The following is an 18,260-nucleotide window of genomic DNA, read 5'->3' as shown; positions in this document are numbered from 1 at the left end:
GACAGTCCGGGGGAACATTCCCCCGCATGGCACGTTCTTCGCTGTTGTAGGGCGCGGCGCCGCCATTTCAACCATCGGCGCCAACTCACGATTCGATCGCACCGCAACGCCTGAAGCAGGAGCGCGGCATGATGGAAGACAGTGCAGGACGGACCATGGTTCGCGCGGCGATGAAAGCCCCTTATCTGGAACGTGACGAAGAGCATCTCCTGGCGCTGCGCTGGAAGGAAAACAATGACCAGCACGCGCTGCACCGCATCACCGTCGCGCATATGCGGCTGGTCATTTCCATGGCGTCGCGGTTTCGCCACTACGGCCTTCCGCTGGGCGACCTGATCCAGGAAGGCCATGTCGGGCTGCTGGAGGCCGCGGCCCGTTTCGAGCCCGAGCGAGAGGTGCGGTTCTCGACCTATGCGACATGGTGGATCCGCGCCTCGATGCAGGACTATATCCTGCGCAACTGGTCGATCGTGCGCGGCGGCACCAGCTCCGCGCAAAAGGCGCTGTTCTTCAACCTGCGGCGTCTGCGCGCCCGCCTGGCAAACGGCGCCGAGCAGACGTCGAATGCCACGCTCTACCGCGAAGTGTCGGCGGCTCTCGGGGTATCGGAGGCCGATGTGGCGATGATGGATTCCCGCCTTTCGGCGCCGGACAGCTCGCTCAACACGCCGCTTGCCGACGATGCGGGCGCAACCGAGCGGATGGAGTTCCTGGTTTCGGATGACCCGCTGCCCGATGAGGTGGTCGGCGACACGATCGACGTCGAACGCCGCTCGGTGTGGCTGAAGACGGCGCTCGGCGCTCTCAATGCGCGAGAACTCAGGATTATCGAGGAACGCCGGCTGAGCGACGAGGGCGCGACGCTCGAAGCGCTCGGCGAGACGCTCGGCATCTCCAAGGAACGTGTCCGGCAGATCGAGGCGCGCGCCATGGAAAAGCTCAAGGCGGCGCTGGTAAAGCAGAATCCGGAATTTCTCGCAGCCTGAATCGCGTCGGCTGCTATTTGTCGGTGACGATCTTAACCTTGTCGCCGGCCGAAACCGCAGCACCCGGCGACAGCGCGTTGAGCACCCTGAACAAATCCAGCTTGCGGTCGACGCCGACCATCTGTGCGGCCAGGGAGCCCATTGTCTGGCCGGGCTGCACCGTGACGATGCGGATACGCAGTGGCTTCAGTGCTGCCTTCTCGGCAGCACTCAGGATGCGGAATGAGCCGCTGACCGAGCGCGCCACCGTGCTCAGCGAGGTGCTGGCCGACGGTGCAGCAGTCAGCAAGCGGTAGACCTGGCCGCCGGCGCGGATCACCGCAATATCGAATTGCCAGCCATCGGCGCCGGCATGCGCGGTCGCCGCTTCGTTGCCGTTGATCGTCTCCTGGCGCACGCTGCTGTCGTCGAGGCCGGCAACCCAGCCGCTGCGGATGTAGTCGGTCAGCGAGCGGTCCTTGTCGATCGAAACGCCGTCGAAGCGGATTGCCATGTCGCCCGGGCCTGTGGCCGTCACCGCCGCCGCCGAATTGTCGATGATGAAGCCGTTGGGCACCGAGAACGACACGCCGAGGCCAGGATGCAGGAAGGTTTCGCCGCGCACATAGCCTTCCTCCGGCGTGTCGCCGTAGAGCAGCCCGTCTATGCCGGCAAGGAAGGAATCGCGGTCGCGCGACCCGACACCGGGCGCGCCGAACTGGCGGGCGTGGCGCTGCGCGAGATCGATACGCTGCGGCGTGTTGGGGTGCGTCGCCAGGAAGTCGAGGCTGGCGTCGGTGGCGCCACTGATCGAGCGGAAATCGGTATAGGCCGACATCGACTGCAGGAAGCGGCCGGCGGCGTAGGGGTCGAAACCGGCTTCGCCGATCGACTTGATACCGATGGCATCGGCCTCCAGCTCCTGATTGCGCGAGAACTGGGCCAGCCTCAGCTTGCCGCGGATCAGCGCCGCCTTGGCCGTCGGGTTGTCGCCGAGCACGTCCGAAACGACCTTGGTCGCCAACCCCTCTTCGGCTTCCAGCTGCTGGCGCTGCAGACCATGATTGGCCGTAACGTGGCCCATCTCATGCGCAATGACGGCGGCAAGCTCGGCTGAATCGTTGGCCAACGCCAGCAGGCCGCGGGTGATGTAGAGATAGCCGCCCGGCAGCGCGAAGGCATTGACGTTGGGCGAGTTGAGGATGGTGATGCGGTAGGTCTGGGTCGGGTTGGCCGACACCACGGTCAGTCTGCCGACGACCTTGGCCACCATGCGCTCGAGCTTGGGGTCGGAATACTCGCCGCCATAGGTGGCGAGGATGCGCGGGTGCTGCGCCTTCGCCAGTTCGGCGAGCCTGCTGTTAGCGGCGACATTGTCGACCGTAATCGGCTTGTCGGAGGGCTGGAAGCCCGATTCCTGCACGTCGGGAGGCGTGAACATCTGGCAGCTTGCCAGCGCCACGGCAAGGCCGGCCAGCGCCAGAAAGCGCGCCAGCGGTTTCAGCCTCCGATTGTCGATGCCGGTCGGCAGGTCGGCTTCCTTTCAAGTCCTGTGACGTGACCGCGAAAATCTGGCGCGATTTCCGGAAAGCATCACGCGCAAAATCAAGTTCTACGGCGTCCTTCGTGCGTCCGACAGATACGAGGCAGCAAGGGCAAATCACGGTCCAGGCCGGACCAGCTCCTGGCGGACCTAGCCACACTACCTCGACCATGGCAAGCAAGCGCCGCTTCGCCTTCCTCCGGTTTGACCGTAAATTATGTCCGCTTCCGGGCAACATCTCGTGATCCAGCCGCAAACGGACCCGAGCCGATATAGCGTCGGAATGCGTCCGGTCCAGCCCCAACGAAAAAATCGGCGGCGGTGCCCGTCGCGGCAACCGTGCCACCATCCAGGAAAACCATGTTTTGGCCGATGCGGCGCGCATCGTCCGGCTGGTGCGTGACGAACAGCACCGTCATGCGCTGCTCCGAATGGACGTCGGCCACCAGGTCGAGCATGTCGTCGCGCAGTGCCGGTCCGAGCGAAGCGAACGGCTCGTCGAGCAAGAGCACCGGCCGGTCGCGCACTAAAACCCGGGCGAGCGCGACGCGCTGCCGCTCGCCGCCGGAGAGTTCGCGCGGCAGTCGGCTTTCCTTGCCGGCCAGGCCGACGCGCTTCAGCGCTGCGGCGATTGCGGCGCGGTCAGCCTCGCTCAGCCTGAGCGAAGGCGAGCGGCCGAGCCCGACATTCTGCTCGAGGGACAGATGGGCAAACAGGTTGTTTTCCTGGAACACCATCGATACCGGCCGCGCTGATGGCGGCGCAGTGCTGACGTCGGCGCCGCCGATGAGCACGCGGCCTGACCGTGGCGCCTCGAAACCGGCCACCAGATTGAGCAGGGTCGACTTTCCCGAACCGCTCGGCCCCATGATGGCGGTGATTTCCGACGCCGGGAAATCGACATCGAATATAAGCGGCGTTTCACCATAGCTGAACGAGACATTATCGAGCCGCACGGCCGCGCCTTTTTCCACCGAAATGGACCGTTCCGGGCTGATCGGCATCATGATTTCTCCCTCCTTCCCATCCAGTCCGCGGTCAGCACCAGCGCCAGGCAGACAAGGCCGAGCAGCAGCGCCAGCCCGGCCGCATCCTCGGTGCGGTAACTGCCCATGCGGGCCAGCAGCAGGTAGGGCAAGGTTTGCACGGAATCGCTGCCGAACAGCGCAATGACGCCAAGATCGCCGAGCGACAGCGCCATGGCGAAAGCGAAGCCGGTGGCGAGCGGCCGCCGCAGCGACGGCCAGTCGACCAGCCGCAACCGGTTCCAGCCTGAGATGCCAAGCTGTGCGCAAAGCCGTTCGTGGCGTTCGCTCGCCGCGTCATAGGCAGGGCGGATGGCGCGGATGGCGAACGGCATCGCCATCACCGCATTGACCGCAACGACCATGACAGGGGCGATCGCAAAGACATCGCTGACAGTGCGCAGGAAGAGGAACCAGCCGGCGCCGATGACGATGGGCGGCACCACCAGGACGAACCCCGCACCGGTGTCGGCCAGATGCTCGAGCACCGTCCGCCCGCCTGTCCGCCGGGTGAGCGCCAGCGCCCAGCGCGCCATGACCAGCGACAGCGACAGCGCCAGGGAGAGCAGCGCCGATAAGACGGACAGCGCGGCACTGGTCGCCGTCGCTTGCCGCACCGCGCTCTCGCCGGCAAGGCGGCCGAGATCGGCGCCAAGCCCGGCCGCCAGCGTGGCCGCCATCGGCCCGGCGACAAATAGCAGTGCCAGCCCGATCACCAGCGCGTTCAGCACGGTCTCGGCCGCGCCGGCTGAAAAATACCGGCGCGGCGCCACCGGCAGATTGGCGTCGCCGGTCATATTGGCGCCAAGCCGCGTCAAGGCCAGCACGACCACGAAGGTCAGAGCAATCTGCAGCAAGGTCAGCGTCACAGCCCGCGCCGGGTCGAAGTCGAAACGCAGCGCCTGGTAGATGGCAACCTCCAGCGTCGTCGCGCTGGGTCCGCCGCCGAGCGTAAGCACGATGGTGAAGGAGGTGATGCACAGCATGAAAACGAGCCCGGCAACGCCCGGCAAGGCCGCACGCAGCGGCGGCCATTCGATCAGCCGGAAGGCCGGCGCAGCACCCATGCCAAGCTGGCTCGCCAGCCGCCATTGGTCGGCCGGCACGGTCTGCAACGCCTCCAGGAACAGCCGCGTCGCCAGCGGCAGGTTGAAGAAGACATGGGCGACGAGTATGCCCGACAGGCCATAGATGCCGGGCCAGCTCTGGCCGCCTAGCGCGCCCAGCATGCCGGCGAAATAGCCGGCGCGGCCATAGAGCGCCAAGACGCCGAGTGCGGCAACAATGGCCGGCAGCGCCAGCGGCACGGCGAAAAGCTGCAGGATAAAGCCTCGCCCGAAAAACTGTGGATGCCGCGACAGGGCACGCGCGACGAACAGTGCTGGCGCGACGGAGAGCAGGGTCGACAACAGAGCCTGCCAGAGCGTGAAACGGACGATACGCAAGAGATACGAATCGAAGGCGGAGGCGACACCGGACGGGTCGCGTGTGGCTTCGACGACAAGCCCGGTGAATGCACCGCCGATCAGCAACGCGATGGCCGCGAGCGCGAGGATGCCGGCGGTGATGCGGGAGTCAGATGATGGTGCGCGTTGCACGCTAGACCACCAGATTCGAGATTCTTAGTGAGGATTGCGTTCCTTCGCGCCCCCCTCTGTCCTGCCGGACATCTCCCCCACAAGGGGTGAGATCGGCAGTTTCAGCGCTCCGCTCATTCCAGCAACATCGGCGACCGGCGAAAGCCGCCGTGCCGTCCGATCTCCCCCCTTGTGGGGGAGATGTCCGGCAGGACAGAGGGGGGCGCCGTAGAGCGATCATCTTCGATCAATCGGCCAAAGCTACTTGCTCATCGCCGCAAGCCACTCATCGACCCAGGCCTTGCGGTGGGCCGCGACTTCCTCCGGGCTGAACAGCAAGGTCTTGGTCGGTTTGACCAGCTTGTCGAACGCCGGATTGAGCGGCTTGTCGGTCTTGCCGGCCGGGAACATCCAGTTGGTTTCGGGAATGACGTCCTGGAATTTCGGTCCGGTCATGAAGGCGATGAACTTTTCCGCCAGGGGGTTCTTCGCGCCGTTGGTGGTGATCCCCGCAACTTCGATCTGCAGATATTCGCCTTCCTCGAAGGACGCCGCCTGGTAGCGCTCGGTGTTTTCGGCGACCATGTGGTAGGCCGGCGACGTGGTATACGACAGCACCATCGGCGCCTCGCCCTTGGTGAACAGGCCGTAGGCCTCGCTCCAGCCTGGCGTCACCGTCAGCACCTTTGCCTTGAGCTTGACCCAGGCTTCGGGCGCCTTGTCGCCATAGACCGACTTGACCCACAACAGCAGGCCAAGGCCCGGCGTCGAGGTGCGCGGGTCCTGGATGACGATCTTTTCACCGGCATCGCCCTCGACCAATTCCCTGAGGCTTTTCGGCGGGTTCTTCAGTTTTTCGGTATCGTAGACGACGGCGAAATAGCCATAGTCGAACGGCACGAAGACGTCGTCGCTCCAGCCGCCTGGCAAGCTGACGCTGGACACGGCGCCGTGCGGCGAAAACAGGCCGGTTGCCTTGGCGTCGGCGGTTAAATTGGTATCGAGGCCAAGCACGATATCGGCCTTGGTGGCGGCCCCTTCCAGCTTCACACGGTTGAGCAGCGCCACGCCGTCAGCGACCGAGACGAATTCGATGACGCAGCTGCATTCGGCCTCGAAAGCCTTCTTCACCGCCGGTCCCGGACCCCAATCGGCGGTGAAGCTTTCATAAGTATAGACGGTCAGTCTATCCTGTGCCGATGCCTGCCCTGGCAGGGCGAGCGCGGATGCCGCAACCAGGACAATCGGGACAAGAGAGTGGAAAAAACTGCGCATCGGCGCCTCCTTCGTTCGCGTTGAAAGGAATTGAGGCGTCGGGCTGTCCGAAACGTCTAATCCCTCCGCCGGTACAAACCGGATCAGGTTCAGCGGGTTGGCAGTCTTGCCTCTCAGCCGGTCCGCGAAGATCGCGTCCGGCACCCCGTTAGAGCGTTTCGACACATAGGCCCGGCCGAAGTGCCGCGCAAGCGGAAGTTTGCCGGGCATCCAAAGCCCAGCCTTCCGTTTCGTCTGCCGTTTCATCTTCCGTTTCATTCTTCCGTTTCTGGGGCAGGGCTGGTAAGGGCCACGAGATATGAGCACATTCACCATCCTGCTTGGCGGCGATCTCATCCGCACGCCGCTGCTCGACCGCCAGGTCGAAGGCTCGCGCGTCATCGCTGCCGATGCCGGCATCGGCCATGCCCGTATGCTGGGCCTGAGGCCGGAACTCTGGGTCGGCGATTTCGATTCCGTGCCTGCCGAGTTGCCGGAGGATCTGGCCGCCGTGCCACGGCAGGTGTTTCCCGCCGAAAAGGACAAGACCGACGGTGAACTTGCTATCGCCGCCGCGCTCGAACGCGGTGCGACCAGCCTTGTGCTCGCAGGCGCCTTCGGCGGTAAACGCACCGACCACATCTTCCTGCATCTGGCGTTGAGCGTCCGGCTGGCGGAGGGCGGAACGGAAGTGCTTTTGACCAGCGGCGCACAGGAAGGCATTCCCTTGCTGCCCGGAAAGACTTGCTTCGACTATGCCGACGGCACGCTGTTTTCGGTGCTCGGCTTCTCCGATCTCGCCGGCCTGAGCGTCACCGGTGCCAAATGGCCGCTCGACCACGTCGAGGTTGCGTTCGGCTCGTCGCTTACCATTTCCAACGAGGTTAGGGGCCGGTTGGAAATCGCGCTGGCCAGCGGCCGCGCGCTGCTGCTCGCGCATCCTTTTCCCTTACCTGAAAGCTGACATGGCACCGCCGCTTCTCAATCTCGACGGGATAAAGCTGACCTTTGGCGGCGCGCCGCTGCTCGACGGTGCCGCCCTGACGGCCTCAGTTGGCGACAAGATCGCCCTGGTCGGCCGCAACGGTTCGGGCAAGTCGACGCTGCTCAAGATCGCCGCCGGACTGATCGAGCCGCAGGACGGCGAAGTCTTCCGCCAGCCTTCGGCAACCGTGCGCTACTTGCCGCAAATGCCCGACATGGACGGTTTTGCGACCGTCCGCGCCTATGTCGAGGCGGGGCTCGGGCCCGCCGACGATCCCTATCGCGCCACCTATCTGATGGAGCATCTCGGCCTGACCGGCGAAGAACGGCCGAACGACCTCTCCGGCGGCGAGGCGAGGCGTGCGGCACTCGCCCGCGTCATGGCGCCGGAGCCCGACATTCTCCTCCTCGATGAGCCGACAAACCATCTTGACCTGTCGGTCATCGAATGGCTGGAGGAGGAGCTTGCCCGCACCTCCTCGGCACTGGTCGTCATCTCGCATGACCGCCGTTTTCTCGAGCGCGTGTCACGCGCCACAATCTGGCTCGACCGCGGTCAGACCCGCCGTCTCGACAAGGGCTTTGGCTATTTCGAGGAATGGCGCGACACGGTGCTGGAGGAGGAAGAGCGCGAGCAGCACAAGCTCGGTCGCCAGATCGTGCGCGAGGAGCACTGGCTGCGCTATGGTGTGACAGCGCGGCGCAAGCGCAACATGCGCCGGCTCGGTGAGTTGCAGACCATGCGCCAGCGCTTTCGCGGTCATCGCGGCGCCGAGGGTGCGGCGACGATGACAGCCAGCGACGCCGCCGAATCCGGCAAGCTGGTGATTGAAGCCAAGAACATCGAGAAGAGCTTTGGCGATCTGACCGTGGTCAAGGGATTCTCGACCCGCATCCAGCGCGGCGATCGCGTTGGCCTGGTCGGGCCGAACGGCGCTGGCAAGACGACGCTGTTGAAGATGCTGACCGGCGAATTGAAGCCGGACGCAGGCACGGTGCGGCTCGGCACCAATCTGGAGATCGCCACACTCGACCAGAAGCGCGAGGCCGTCGACCCGCAGGAGACACTGGCGCAGTATCTCACCGACGGTCGCGGCGAGAACCTCGTCATCAATGGCGAACAGCGCCACGTCGTCTCTTACATGAAAGACTTCCTGTTCAAGCCGGAACAGGCGCGCACGCCGGTGCGCGAGCTTTCGGGCGGCGAGCGGGCACGGCTGATTCTCGCCCGCGTTTTGGCGCGGCCGGCAAACCTGCTTGTGCTCGACGAGCCGACCAACGACCTCGACATGGAGACACTGGAGTTGCTGCAGGAATTGGTCGCCGGCTTTGCCGGCACGGTGATCCTGGTCAGCCACGATCGCGATTTCCTCGACCGCACCGTGACCAGCATCATCGCGCCGGATGGTGACGGCCGCTGGATCGAATATGCCGGCGGCTATTCCGACATGCTGGCGCAGCGCGGCGGCACCAGGCTGGACGACCGCAAGGCGCGGCCGAAGGCAGAGACCAGCGAGGCGACGGGTGCAAGCAGGAGCGACGCGGCCGCTCCCAAGGGCCCGGCAAAGAAACTGTCGTTCAAGCAGAAATTCGCGCTGGAAACCTTACCCAGGAAGATAGAGGCGGTGTCGGCCTCGATCTCGCGGCTGGAGAACAACATCGCCGATCCGGCCTATTACGAGCGCGACCCGGCCTCGTTCCAGAAGACGATTGCCGCGCTCGACAAGGAGCGCGTCACACTGGCAGCGCTCGAGGAGGAATGGCTGGAACTCGAGATGCTGCGCGAGGAGATGGAGGGGTAATTCGCGAGTTCAAGCACCTTGTCGTTGCGACTAGAGATGAGTGCGCATATATTATGCGCATGCTGCAGAGGTGATCATGCGCAAGATAGCTGTGAATGCGGTTCGTCAGCCGGCAAATCTGTCGATCGACTCAAAGCTCATGAAGGAAGCCAAGGGGCTCGATGTGAATGTCTCGCGCGCCGCTGAGGCTGGCATCGCAGAGGCAGTGGCCGCCGAAAAGACGCGGCTGTGGAAGCTTGAGAACCGCGCGACGATAGATGCGTGGAACGAATATGTCGAAAAACACGGTATTCCGCTGGCGGAACATCGGCAATTCTGATGGCGCGCTACGACGTCTTCGCGGGTAGCATCGAAGGCGGCTATCTCCTCGACGTCCAGGCCGATCTGCTCGACCATTTCAAGACCCGGGTGGTCGTCCCGCTGCTGCCGGTTGCGATGGCGCCATCACCAATGCGAAGGCTCCATCCCATTTTCGAGATCAATGGTCGGAAATTGGTCATGGCCACCCATTTGATCGCCACGGTTGCGGCGACGGAACTGGGCGAGAGCCGACTGAATCTGACCAGGCATCACGAAGACATCGTGAGCGCGCTCGACATGCTGTTCCAAGGCTTCTGAGCCAAGGAGGCGTTGGGCTGGTGAGCCGGCCTCACCCCGCCGTCTTTGTCTGCCAGGCCTTCAGCGCCTCGTCGAACACCTTCTCGCCGGGAATTCCCTTTTCCATGGTGAGCAGCGCCCGCCGCCCGGTCTTGTAGACGACCGGCACGTCAATCCAGTCCTGACCTCTGAGCAAGGTCAGATTGGCGTCTTCATCCGCCTTGGTGTCGTTGAGCGCAACCAGGAAGAAACCGTCGGCGATCTTGGCCGGGATGCCGATCAGCGGGCTGCCGGCATCCTGCTCGGAGCCCTTCATGGCGACACGCAAGATGTTGTCGACACCGCCGCCCTCGAAGCCATTAGGCGTCAGGAAGATCATCTCGATGATGTGGCTGGCCGGCAGCGTCTGGTCGGTGTTGCGACGGATCGTCATGCGCAACTGGATATCCTTGCCTGGAATGGTCGCCTCGGCACGGATCGCCGGCTCTGGTGGCAGGTCGCCGCCGGGCGATTCCTGCACCAGCGACCAGACGATGTTGCCGGGCTCGGCCGAGCCTTGAGCGGTGCTGGTGCGCTCCTCGTAGAAGATCGCCTTCTGGCCGACGGCCAACGCGGCTTGCGGCGGAACTGCCGTCGGTGCCGCTGCCGTCGCGGGCGGTGGGGCGGCCGTTGCAGGGGCTGGCGGAGCAGCTGCAGCATCGGGCGGTGTTGCGGGCGTTGGCGCAGCCGACCCATCGACTGCTGGAGCATTGGCCGTGGCTTGCGTGTCGGCGGGTGCGGCCGGTGCCGGCGCGGCGGGTGCCGGGGTGGTCGGCGCTTGAGCGGCCGACGGCGGCGTGGTCAGTGCGGCGACGGATTCGCCTTCGCCGATGCCCGCCTGCCCGGCCGCGGGGCCGGGATCGACTTCGTGGCCCTCGGGCGTAAGGCGCTGCGTAAACTTCGCGCCCTCGCCGGCCTCCGTCGGAGGCGCGGCGGCCGGTACGGCCGCATCGGCCACCGGCTTGGCCGGGGCTGGTTTTACCAGCGGTTCGGTGGCGACGGCTTTGGTCTCGTCGAGGCCGAGCATGCTGCCGAACGCATCCTTGTTCAGCCAGATGCCATAACCGCCACCGGCAATGACCAGCAGGGCAATGGCGGCGGCGATCACGCCGCCATAGCTGCGCCTGCGCTCGGCAGGATGGAGCCGCTGGAACCTGTCCTCCGCGGGGCCGCCGTCGTTGGAAAAGTCGTCGCCCCGAAAAACGCTGTCTTGGTCATCGGCCGTCGGAAGATCCATATCGGACGGCGGCGGACCAGCGCGCTCCTGAGGAAGAGCGACGGGCTGCGGCTTTTGCCAGTTCGGCACCGCCTTGGCGGGCGTGGACTGCCATGCCGGCCCAGTCTGGGCCGGCCCGGTCTTTGCTGGCCCCGTCGTTGCTGGCTCGGTCTTTGCCGGCTGCCGGACATGGCTGGGCTGGTTCTTGTTGCGGTCGATGGAGGAGAAGATGTCCTCCAGTTCCGCCAGCGGATCGGATGCCGGTGCCGGTTTAGCATATTCTCGCTCAACGCTTGCGATGGCGTCTTCGAGTGCGCGCTTCTGCCTGGCGACATCCGACGGCGCAAACGGCGGATCGCGTTCGGCAATTTTCTTCGCGATCGTCGAACGCGCCATGTCATAAACTTTGGCGCGCACTTCCGCCGACGGCTTATCAAGCTTGTCTAGCGTCTTTTTCAGGGCACCAACAAAATCTACCATGCTTCAGTCGACCTGCATTTGTTTCTGGGCCGGCCCCCGCAAATCAGCCGCAATGCCCGGAAAGGCTGAGAAACTAGTCTTGAAACGGATCGGTCACAAGTATCGTGTCGTCCCGTTCAGGGCTGGTGGAAAGGAGTGCGACCGGCGCGCCGATCAGCTCTTCGATGTGGCGGACGTACTTCACCGCCTGGGCCGGCAGATCGTTCCAGCTACGCGCGCCGGCGGTGGTACCTTTCCACCCCTCCAACGTTTCGTAGACCGGTTCGACGCGGGCCTGCGCACCCTGGCTGGCCGGCAGGTAATCTATCGCCTCGCCGTCGAGTCGGTAGCCGGTACAGACCTTAATCTCGTCCAGCCCATCGAGCACATCGAGCTTGGTCAGCGCAATGCCCTTGATGCCGTTGACGGCGACGGCCTGGCGGACCAGCACGGCATCGAACCAGCCGCAGCGGCGCTTGCGGCCAGTTACGACGCCGAATTCATGGCCACGCGTGCCCAGGAACTCGCCGATCTCGTTCTTCTGCTCGGTCGGAAACGGGCCTTCGCCAACACGCGTGGTATAGGCCTTGGTGATGCCGAGCACATAGCCGATGGCGCCCGGGCCGACACCGGACCCGGCAGCGGCCTGGCCGGCAACGGTATTTGACGAGGTGACGAACGGATAGGTACCATGATCGATGTCGAGCAACGTGCCTTGCGCGCCCTCGAACAGGATGCGCTCGCCGGCGCGGCGCTTGTCGTCGAGGATTTTCCAGACGCGGTCCATATAGGGCAGGATCTCGTCAGCGACGGAAATCAGCTCGCTCATGATCGCCTCATGCGTGACTTCGCCATGGCCAAGCCCGCGCCGCAGCGCATTGTGGTGCGTCAGCAGCCTGTCGACCTTCAAGGGTAGCGTTTCCAAATCCGCCAAATCCATCACCCTGACCGCGCGCCGGCCCACCTTGTCTTCGTAGGCGGGACCGATACCGCGGCGGGTCGTGCCGATCTTCGTTCCGGAATTGGACGCGGCGTCCTCGCGGAATCCGTCCAGCTCCCGGTGCAAGGACAGGATAAGCGCGGTGTTTTCGGCTATTTTCAGGCGGTCCGGCGTCACCTCGACGCCCTGCCCCTTCAATTTCGCAACCTCCGCGACGAAAGCGTGCGGATCGAAGACGACGCCATTGCCGATGATGGACAGCTTGCCTTGCCGCACCACGCCGGACGGCAGCAGCGACAGCTTGTAGACCTTGCCGTCGACGACCAGCGTGTGGCCGGCATTGTGGCCGCCCTGGAAGCGCACGACAACATCGGCGCGCTCCGACAGCCAGTCTACGATCTTGCCTTTGCCCTCATCGCCCCATTGCGAGCCGACGACCACCACATTGGCCATATTTCTTTTCCCTTGAGACGCCGCACGAGCAGCTTGAAAACAGTTCGAAACGACAGGCCTCTATCGCATCGGCCCCCAAAAACGGAATCGATTTTCGGAGAGCACGACGCGAGGATTAAAGCCTTCCGACGCGTACTTGTAGCGTCCAATTGCACGCACGTCGCTCTATAGCGTCAAGACCCGGCGAGCGCGACCACCCTTTGCCACCCAAAACGCTCCGAGGCACAACAATTTTCGCCTTTGACATCATTTACTTGGGCTAGCGGTCGCAATAGTCCCATACCGACGTCAGATTCCCACTGCCTGGCCGGAATGTCACGATGCATCGAGCCGCCTACCTATTCCTGCTGTTCACCACCTTGCTGTGGGGCGGCAACTCCGTGGCCGGCAAGCTGGCCGTCGACCACATTTCACCGATGACACTGGTCTTCCTGCGCTGGATTCTGGCCGTTCTGATCCTGCTGCCGATCGGCTGGCGAACGCTGCATCAGGACTGGCCAGTGGTGCGTCGGCACTGGTTGCTGCTTGGCGGGCTCGGCGCTTGCGGCTTCGCCTTTTTCAATGCGATCTTCTACACGGCGCTCAACTACACGACGGCGATCAACGTCTCGATCGAGCAGGCGGCGATACCGATCGTGATCATCATCGCCAATTTCGTGCTGTTTCGCCTGCGGGTGAACCGGGTGCAGATCGCTGGCGTCGTGCTGACCATCATCGGCGTCGCAGTCACGGCGAGCCATGGCGACCTGCGCCAGCTTCTCAAGCTGGATCTCAACTTCGGCGACGCGATCATGCTGGTCGCCGTGCTTTGCTACTCCTTCTATTCGGTGGGGTTGCGGCTGAAGCCGGTCATCCGCTGGCAGAGCCTGATGCTGGCGCTGTCGGTTGCCGCACTCATCACATCGCTGCCTTTCTTCCTGTGGGAGATTGCCGCCGGCAAGGTCATCGTCCCCGACGCCCGCGGCTGGGCTGTCGCGTTCTATACCGCCATCGGTGCTTCGGTCATCTCGCAGATCTTCTATATCAGGGGCAACGAGCTGATCGGCGCCAACCGGGCCGGCCTGTTCATCAATCTGGTGCCGATCTTCGGTACGCTGCTGTCGGTGCTGATTGTCGGTGAGACATTCCAGCTTTATCAGGCGCTGGCTCTCGCACTGGTGCTGGGCGGCATCAGCCTCGCCGAATACAGCGGACGGAAGATGGCGGTATCCGCTGCTGAATGAAGTCGCTTGCCGCGACGGTTCACTGCGGTCCGTCAACGACCATGGAAGCGCCCCGCGTGCTGCTGCACACGGGGTGATCGAATTTCAGGCCGCGCCGACGTCGAAATGCAGCCGCTTGGCCGAGTCGATCGATTTGTGCGAGCGCACCTGCGCCAACACGTCTTCCGGGAACGGCGCATCGAGATAGAGCAACGCAATGGCATCGCCGCCCGGCCGGTTGCGGCCGAGCTGGAAATTGGCGATGTTGACGCCGTTCTCGCCGCACACCGTGCCGAGCAGGCCGATGATGCCGGGCGCGTCGGCATTGGTCGTGTAGAGCATGTGCTGACCGACCTCGGCGTCGAGATTGATGCCCTTGATCTGGATGAAGCGCGGCTTGCCGTCCGAAAAACAGGTGCCGGCGATCGAGCGCGTCCTGTGCTCGGTCTTGACCGTTAGCTTGATATAGCCGTCGAACACGCCCGACTTGTCGCGCTTGACCTCGGCGACGATGATGCCGCGCTCCTTCACCATGATCGGCGCCGACACCATGTTGACGTCGGCGACCTGCGGCCGGATCAGCCCGGCAAGAGTAGCGCTGATCAGCGCCCGCGTATTCATCGTCGCGGTCGAGCCGTCGAACAGGATCTCGACCTCCTTGATCGGATCCTCGGTGACCTGTCCGACAAAGGCGCCGAGCACTTCGGCGAGCTTGACGAAAGGTTTCAGCCGCGGCGCTTCCTCGGCGGTGATCGACGGCATGTTGATGGCATTGGAGACAGCGCCTTTGATCAGATAGTCCGACATCTGCTCGGCGACCTGCAGCGCGACGTTCTCCTGCGCCTCCATCGTCGAGGCACCGAGATGCGGCGTCGCCACCACATTCTCCATGCCGAACAGCGCGTTGTTCTCCGCCGGTTCGACCTCGAACACGTCGATGCCGGCGCCGGCCACCTTGCCGCTCTTCAAGGCCGCGATCAGGTCGGCCTCGACGATCAGCCCGCCACGGGCGCAGTTGATGATACGCACGCCGGTCTTCATCTTTGCGATCGCCGCGGCGTCGATGATGTTGCGTGTCTTGTCGGTAAGCGGTGTGTGCAGCGTGATGAAGTCGGCACGGGCGAACAGCTCGTCGAGCTCGACCTTTTCGACACCGAGTTCCTCGGCGCGGCTGTCCGACAGGAACGGGTCGAAGGCGACGACGTGCATCTTCAGGCCGACGCCGCGCGTAGCGACGATCGAGCCGATATTGCCGCAACCGATGATGCCGAGCGTCTTGCCGGTGATCTCGACGCCCATGAAGCGGTTCTTTTCCCATTTGCCGGCATGGGTCGAGGCGTTGGCCTCCGGTATCTGGCGGGCCAGCGCGAAGATCATGGCGACGGCATGCTCGGCGGTGGTGATCGAATTGCCGAAAGGCGTGTTCATCACGATGATGCCCTTGCGACTCGCCGCCGGGATGTCGACATTGTCGACGCCGATGCCGGCGCGGCCCACGACCTTCAGCCTGGTCGCGGCGTTGATCAGCTTCTCCGTGACCTTTGTCGCCGAGCGGATGGCCAGCCCATCATACTGGCCGATCACTTCGAGCAGTTTTTCCTTGTCCTTGCCGAGATCCGGCAAATAGTCGACCTCGATGCCGCGATCCCTGAAGATCTGCACGGCGGTGGTGGAAAGTCTGTCTGAGACGAGAACGCGGGGCATTGGCTTGGTCCTTTGCGATTGGCGTCCCTCCCCCTTGAGGGGAGGGTCGGCGCGAAGCGCCGGGGTGGGGTCATTGCGGCCGGATGCGGCCAAATCTTTTTCTTTCTGGATGGCGGATCGGTGAGCGGTTGGAGGCGACCCCACCCGCCCCTTTGGGCCACCCTCCCTCGAGGGAGAAGGAGTCAGGCGGCTGCCTTCAGCGACGCCTTTTGCGCGGCAAAGGCCCAGTCGAGCCAGGGCAGCAGCGCTTCGAGATCGGAGGTCTCGACTGTCGCGCCGCACCAGATGCGCAGGCCGGGCGGTGCATCGCGGTAGGCGCCGATGTCGTAGGCGACGCCTTCCTTGTCGAGCGCCGAGACGATTGCCTTGGCGAACGCAGCCTGTCCATCCGCGTCGAGTGCAGCGACATCCGGATCGGTGAATGAAAGGCAGACCGATGTGTTCGAACGCGTCGCCGGGTCGACGGCAAGATGGCCGAGCCAGGAAGATTTCCGGACAAAGCGATCGAGAACAGCGGCATTGGCATCCGCTCTGGTGACCAGCGCGTCGAGGCCGCCGATCGACTGCGCCCAACGCAGCGCGTCGAGATAGTCCTCGACGCACAGCATAGACGGCGTGTTGATGGTCTCGCCCTTGAAGATGCCTTCGATCAGCTTGCCGCCCGAGGTGAGACGGAAGATCTTCGGCAGTGGCCAGGCCGGCTTGTAGCTTTCCAGCCGTTCGACGGCGCGCGGGCTGAGGATCAGCATCCCGTGCGCGCCTTCACCGCCCAGGACTTTCTGCCAGGAGAAGGTGACGACGTCGAGTTTCTGAAAATCCAGCTTTTGCGCAAAGGCCGCCGAAGTGGCGTCGCAGATGGTCAGGCCCTTGCGGGTGGCCGGGATGAAATCGCCGTTCGGCACGCGCACGCCCGACGTCGTGCCGTTCCAGGTGAAGACCACGTCGCGGTCGAAATCTATTTTGGTTAGGTCGGGCAGCACGCCGTAGTCCGCCTCTAACCTGCGAACATCGGCGAGCCTCAGCTGCTTGACCACATCGGTGACCCAGCCGGAGCCGAAGCTCTCCCAGGCGACCATGTCGACGCCGCGTTCGCCGAGCAGCGACCACAGCGCCATTTCGACCGCGCCGGTATCCGAGGCCGGCACGATGCCGATGCGGTAATCCGCCGGAACCTGGAGGATTTTCCGCGTCAGCTCGATCGCTTGTTCGAGCTTGGTCTTGCCGATCTTGGCACGGTGCGAGCGCCCGAGCGCGGCATTTTTGAGCGCCTCGACCGACCAGCCGGGACGTTTTGCACAGGGACCTGAGGAAAAATTGGGATTTGCCGGACGGAATCCGGGCTTCGTTTGCGTCGTCATCGTGGTCTATCCTTCCAGATAGTGGCCCCTCGTTGGGGAGGGGTGGCCCACGGACGGCGATATGCGTTCAGGCTTTCGGCGTCAAGGGGAAAGTTTTTGTCGCTGTCGGGATACCGGCTGCCTTTGGCAAAAAAATGCCACAACGCAAACGGCGGGCCAAAGACCCGCCATTGTTCACGCCTCAGCTTCGATCGAGCCTACCAGAGGTCGTATCGCAGTCCGACTTTGACCTGGTGATTATTGATCCCTTTGCGGATCGGATAAGAAGTCAGGCTTTCGGCCGTCACATATTCGGCGTCGGGTGCGGAGAAATACTGATAGCCCACATCGACTGAGACATTCTTGGACACTTGGTAGGCAAGGCCGGCATTCAGCGTGTACGCGAAGGAGTATTGGGTCTTGTTGTCACGCAGGACGAAATCGTCGGTGGGGTCGGCGTTGGCGGTGAAGTAGCTAGCCGACAGGCGGCGCTTGCTCTGGAGGATACCGACACCAGCGCCGAGATAAGGCGTGATTCCGACATAGGTGCCAAGGTCGACATAGCCATTGAGTATGCCTGAGAAGGCATAGTTCTTCAGGGTCGCCGATGCCACGGTCGTTCCGTTGTTATAGCCGACCTCGATCTTGTTGCCGGGCAGATAGCCGGCATTGAGATCGGCGCGCAGATAGTCGTTGAAATGGTAGCCGAAGCCAATGCTGGCGAAGATGGGATCTTCCTTTTCGTCGAAGCTCGCGGGCGTGAAGGCGAAATCCTCATCCCTGAAGCTCTTCTGCACCAGATAGGAGACATCGCCGCGCAGATACCATCCCGAGCCAACCTCGACCGGTACATAGTCAGGCGCCTGGTCGGCATAGACCGGCGGTTCGTAATCGGCACCAAGCGCCGGCGTCAGCGGCATCAGGACGACTGCTGCTAGCGCCAGTGCTACAGGCGATTTGGATGTCATGGTCCTCGGCTCCCGAACTTGGCGCATTCGCAATCGCGCGCCGTTTCAGAGAGCATTGTTAACCATAGTGGTTAAGTGCGGGTTAAGGATAACAAGGCGTTAGCAATTGATTTGATCCGCTTTCGCTTCTCAAGCTGGACGGTGTTCCAGAGCGCCGCAGCATCTGTAGGCAGCCAAAACGAAACCGCCCGGCAT

At 63.6% G+C, this 18,260-nt stretch carries 15 protein-coding genes and 1 riboswitch; of the genes, 6 read left to right on the top strand and 9 right to left on the bottom strand.

All coding sequences use genetic code 11. From position 1 onward, the window contains the following. Positions 1-128 precede the first annotated feature (128 nt). Complete coding sequence (locus tag NMG46_RS04225) at positions 129-986, top strand: RNA polymerase factor sigma-32 (protein ID WP_254816490.1); 858 nt, start codon at positions 129-131, stop codon at positions 984-986. 13 nt (positions 987-999) lie between these two features. On the opposite strand, the gene NMG46_RS04220 is transcribed toward NMG46_RS04225, so the two are convergent. The 4 genes from NMG46_RS04220 to thiB all read right to left on the bottom strand — a co-directional run bounded on the left by NMG46_RS04220 (position 1,000) and on the right by thiB (position 6,385). Next, a complete protein-coding gene (locus tag NMG46_RS04220; protein WP_254817057.1) occupies positions 1,000-2,469 on the bottom strand; it encodes a M48 family metalloprotease in 1,470 nt (489 codons plus the stop codon). 254 nt (positions 2,470-2,723) lie between these two features. Next, on the bottom strand, positions 2,724-3,515 hold the full coding sequence (gene thiQ, locus NMG46_RS04215) for a thiamine ABC transporter ATP-binding protein (RefSeq protein WP_254816489.1): 792 nt from the start codon (positions 3,513-3,515) through the stop codon (positions 2,724-2,726). Further along, the gene (thiP, locus tag NMG46_RS04210) at positions 3,512-5,131 is read right to left on the bottom strand and encodes a thiamine/thiamine pyrophosphate ABC transporter permease (RefSeq protein ID WP_254816488.1); all 1,620 of its coding nucleotides are present in this window, start codon (positions 5,129-5,131) and stop codon (positions 3,512-3,514) included. The genes thiQ and thiP overlap by 4 nt, the downstream gene beginning before the upstream one ends. Positions 5,132-5,371: 240 nt before the next feature. After that, positions 5,372-6,385, bottom strand: a complete 1,014-nt coding sequence (thiB, locus tag NMG46_RS04205) for a thiamine ABC transporter substrate binding subunit (RefSeq protein WP_254816487.1) — start codon at positions 6,383-6,385, stop codon at positions 5,372-5,374. A gap of 43 nt (positions 6,386-6,428) precedes the next feature. Beyond that, a riboswitch (TPP riboswitch) is annotated at positions 6,429-6,543 on the bottom strand. A gap of 140 nt (positions 6,544-6,683) precedes the next feature. On the opposite strand from thiB, the gene NMG46_RS04200 reads away from it, so the two are divergent. The 4 genes from NMG46_RS04200 (at position 6,684) to NMG46_RS04185 (ending at position 9,768) form a co-directional block, all read left to right on the top strand. Next, positions 6,684-7,328, top strand: a complete 645-nt coding sequence (locus NMG46_RS04200) for a thiamine diphosphokinase (protein WP_254816486.1) — start codon at positions 6,684-6,686, stop codon at positions 7,326-7,328. A gap of 1 nt (position 7,329) precedes the next feature. Further along, positions 7,330-9,150 (top strand): ABC-F family ATP-binding cassette domain-containing protein, encoded by a 1,821-nt coding sequence (locus tag NMG46_RS04195; RefSeq protein ID WP_254816485.1) that lies wholly within the window; start codon positions 7,330-7,332, stop codon positions 9,148-9,150. Between the two features lie 76 nt (positions 9,151-9,226). Then, on the top strand, positions 9,227-9,469 hold the full coding sequence (locus NMG46_RS04190) for a type II toxin-antitoxin system CcdA family antitoxin (protein ID WP_254816484.1): 243 nt from the start codon (positions 9,227-9,229) through the stop codon (positions 9,467-9,469). Next, positions 9,469-9,768 (top strand): CcdB family protein, encoded by a 300-nt coding sequence (locus NMG46_RS04185; RefSeq protein ID WP_254816483.1) that lies wholly within the window; start codon positions 9,469-9,471, stop codon positions 9,766-9,768. Before NMG46_RS04190 ends, NMG46_RS04185 begins: the two co-directional genes overlap by 1 nt. A gap of 31 nt (positions 9,769-9,799) precedes the next feature. Here the strand turns inward: NMG46_RS04185 and NMG46_RS04180 are convergent, their stop codons facing one another. Together NMG46_RS04180 and NMG46_RS04175 are read right to left on the bottom strand one after the other, a co-directional pair. Beyond that, positions 9,800-11,482 (bottom strand): hypothetical protein, encoded by a 1,683-nt coding sequence (locus NMG46_RS04180; protein WP_254816482.1) that lies wholly within the window; start codon positions 11,480-11,482, stop codon positions 9,800-9,802. Positions 11,483-11,555: 73 nt separating this feature from the next. Continuing rightward, positions 11,556-12,854 carry an adenylosuccinate synthase gene (locus NMG46_RS04175; RefSeq protein WP_254816481.1) on the bottom strand — a complete coding sequence of 433 codons (1,299 nt, stop codon included), beginning with the start codon at positions 12,852-12,854 and terminating at the stop codon, positions 11,556-11,558. A gap of 320 nt (positions 12,855-13,174) precedes the next feature. Here NMG46_RS04175 and NMG46_RS04170 point away from each other — a divergent pair, with 320 nt between their 5' ends. Next, entirely contained in the window at positions 13,175-14,077 is a 903-nt protein-coding gene (locus tag NMG46_RS04170) for a DMT family transporter (protein WP_254816480.1), read from the top strand. 84 nt (positions 14,078-14,161) lie between these two features. Here NMG46_RS04170 and serA read toward each other — a convergent pair whose 3' ends face one another. The 3 genes from serA to NMG46_RS04155 all read right to left on the bottom strand — a co-directional run bounded on the left by serA (position 14,162) and on the right by NMG46_RS04155 (position 18,065). Continuing rightward, entirely contained in the window at positions 14,162-15,760 is a 1,599-nt protein-coding gene (gene serA / locus NMG46_RS04165) for a phosphoglycerate dehydrogenase (protein WP_254816479.1), read from the bottom strand. 182 nt (positions 15,761-15,942) lie between these two features. Continuing rightward, entirely contained in the window at positions 15,943-17,118 is a 1,176-nt protein-coding gene (locus NMG46_RS04160) for a phosphoserine transaminase (RefSeq protein ID WP_254816478.1), read from the bottom strand. A gap of 197 nt (positions 17,119-17,315) precedes the next feature. Continuing rightward, a complete protein-coding gene (locus NMG46_RS04155; protein ID WP_254816477.1) occupies positions 17,316-18,065 on the bottom strand; it encodes an outer membrane protein in 750 nt (249 codons plus the stop codon). Positions 18,066-18,260: the final 195 nt, after the last annotated feature.

The organism is Mesorhizobium sp. LMG 17147, assembly GCF_024297145.1.
Classification (GTDB): Bacteria; Pseudomonadota; Alphaproteobacteria; order Rhizobiales; family Rhizobiaceae; genus Mesorhizobium.
The sequence above is the reverse complement of the archived record's forward strand: the minus strand, read 5'-3'. Positions and strand labels throughout refer to the sequence as shown.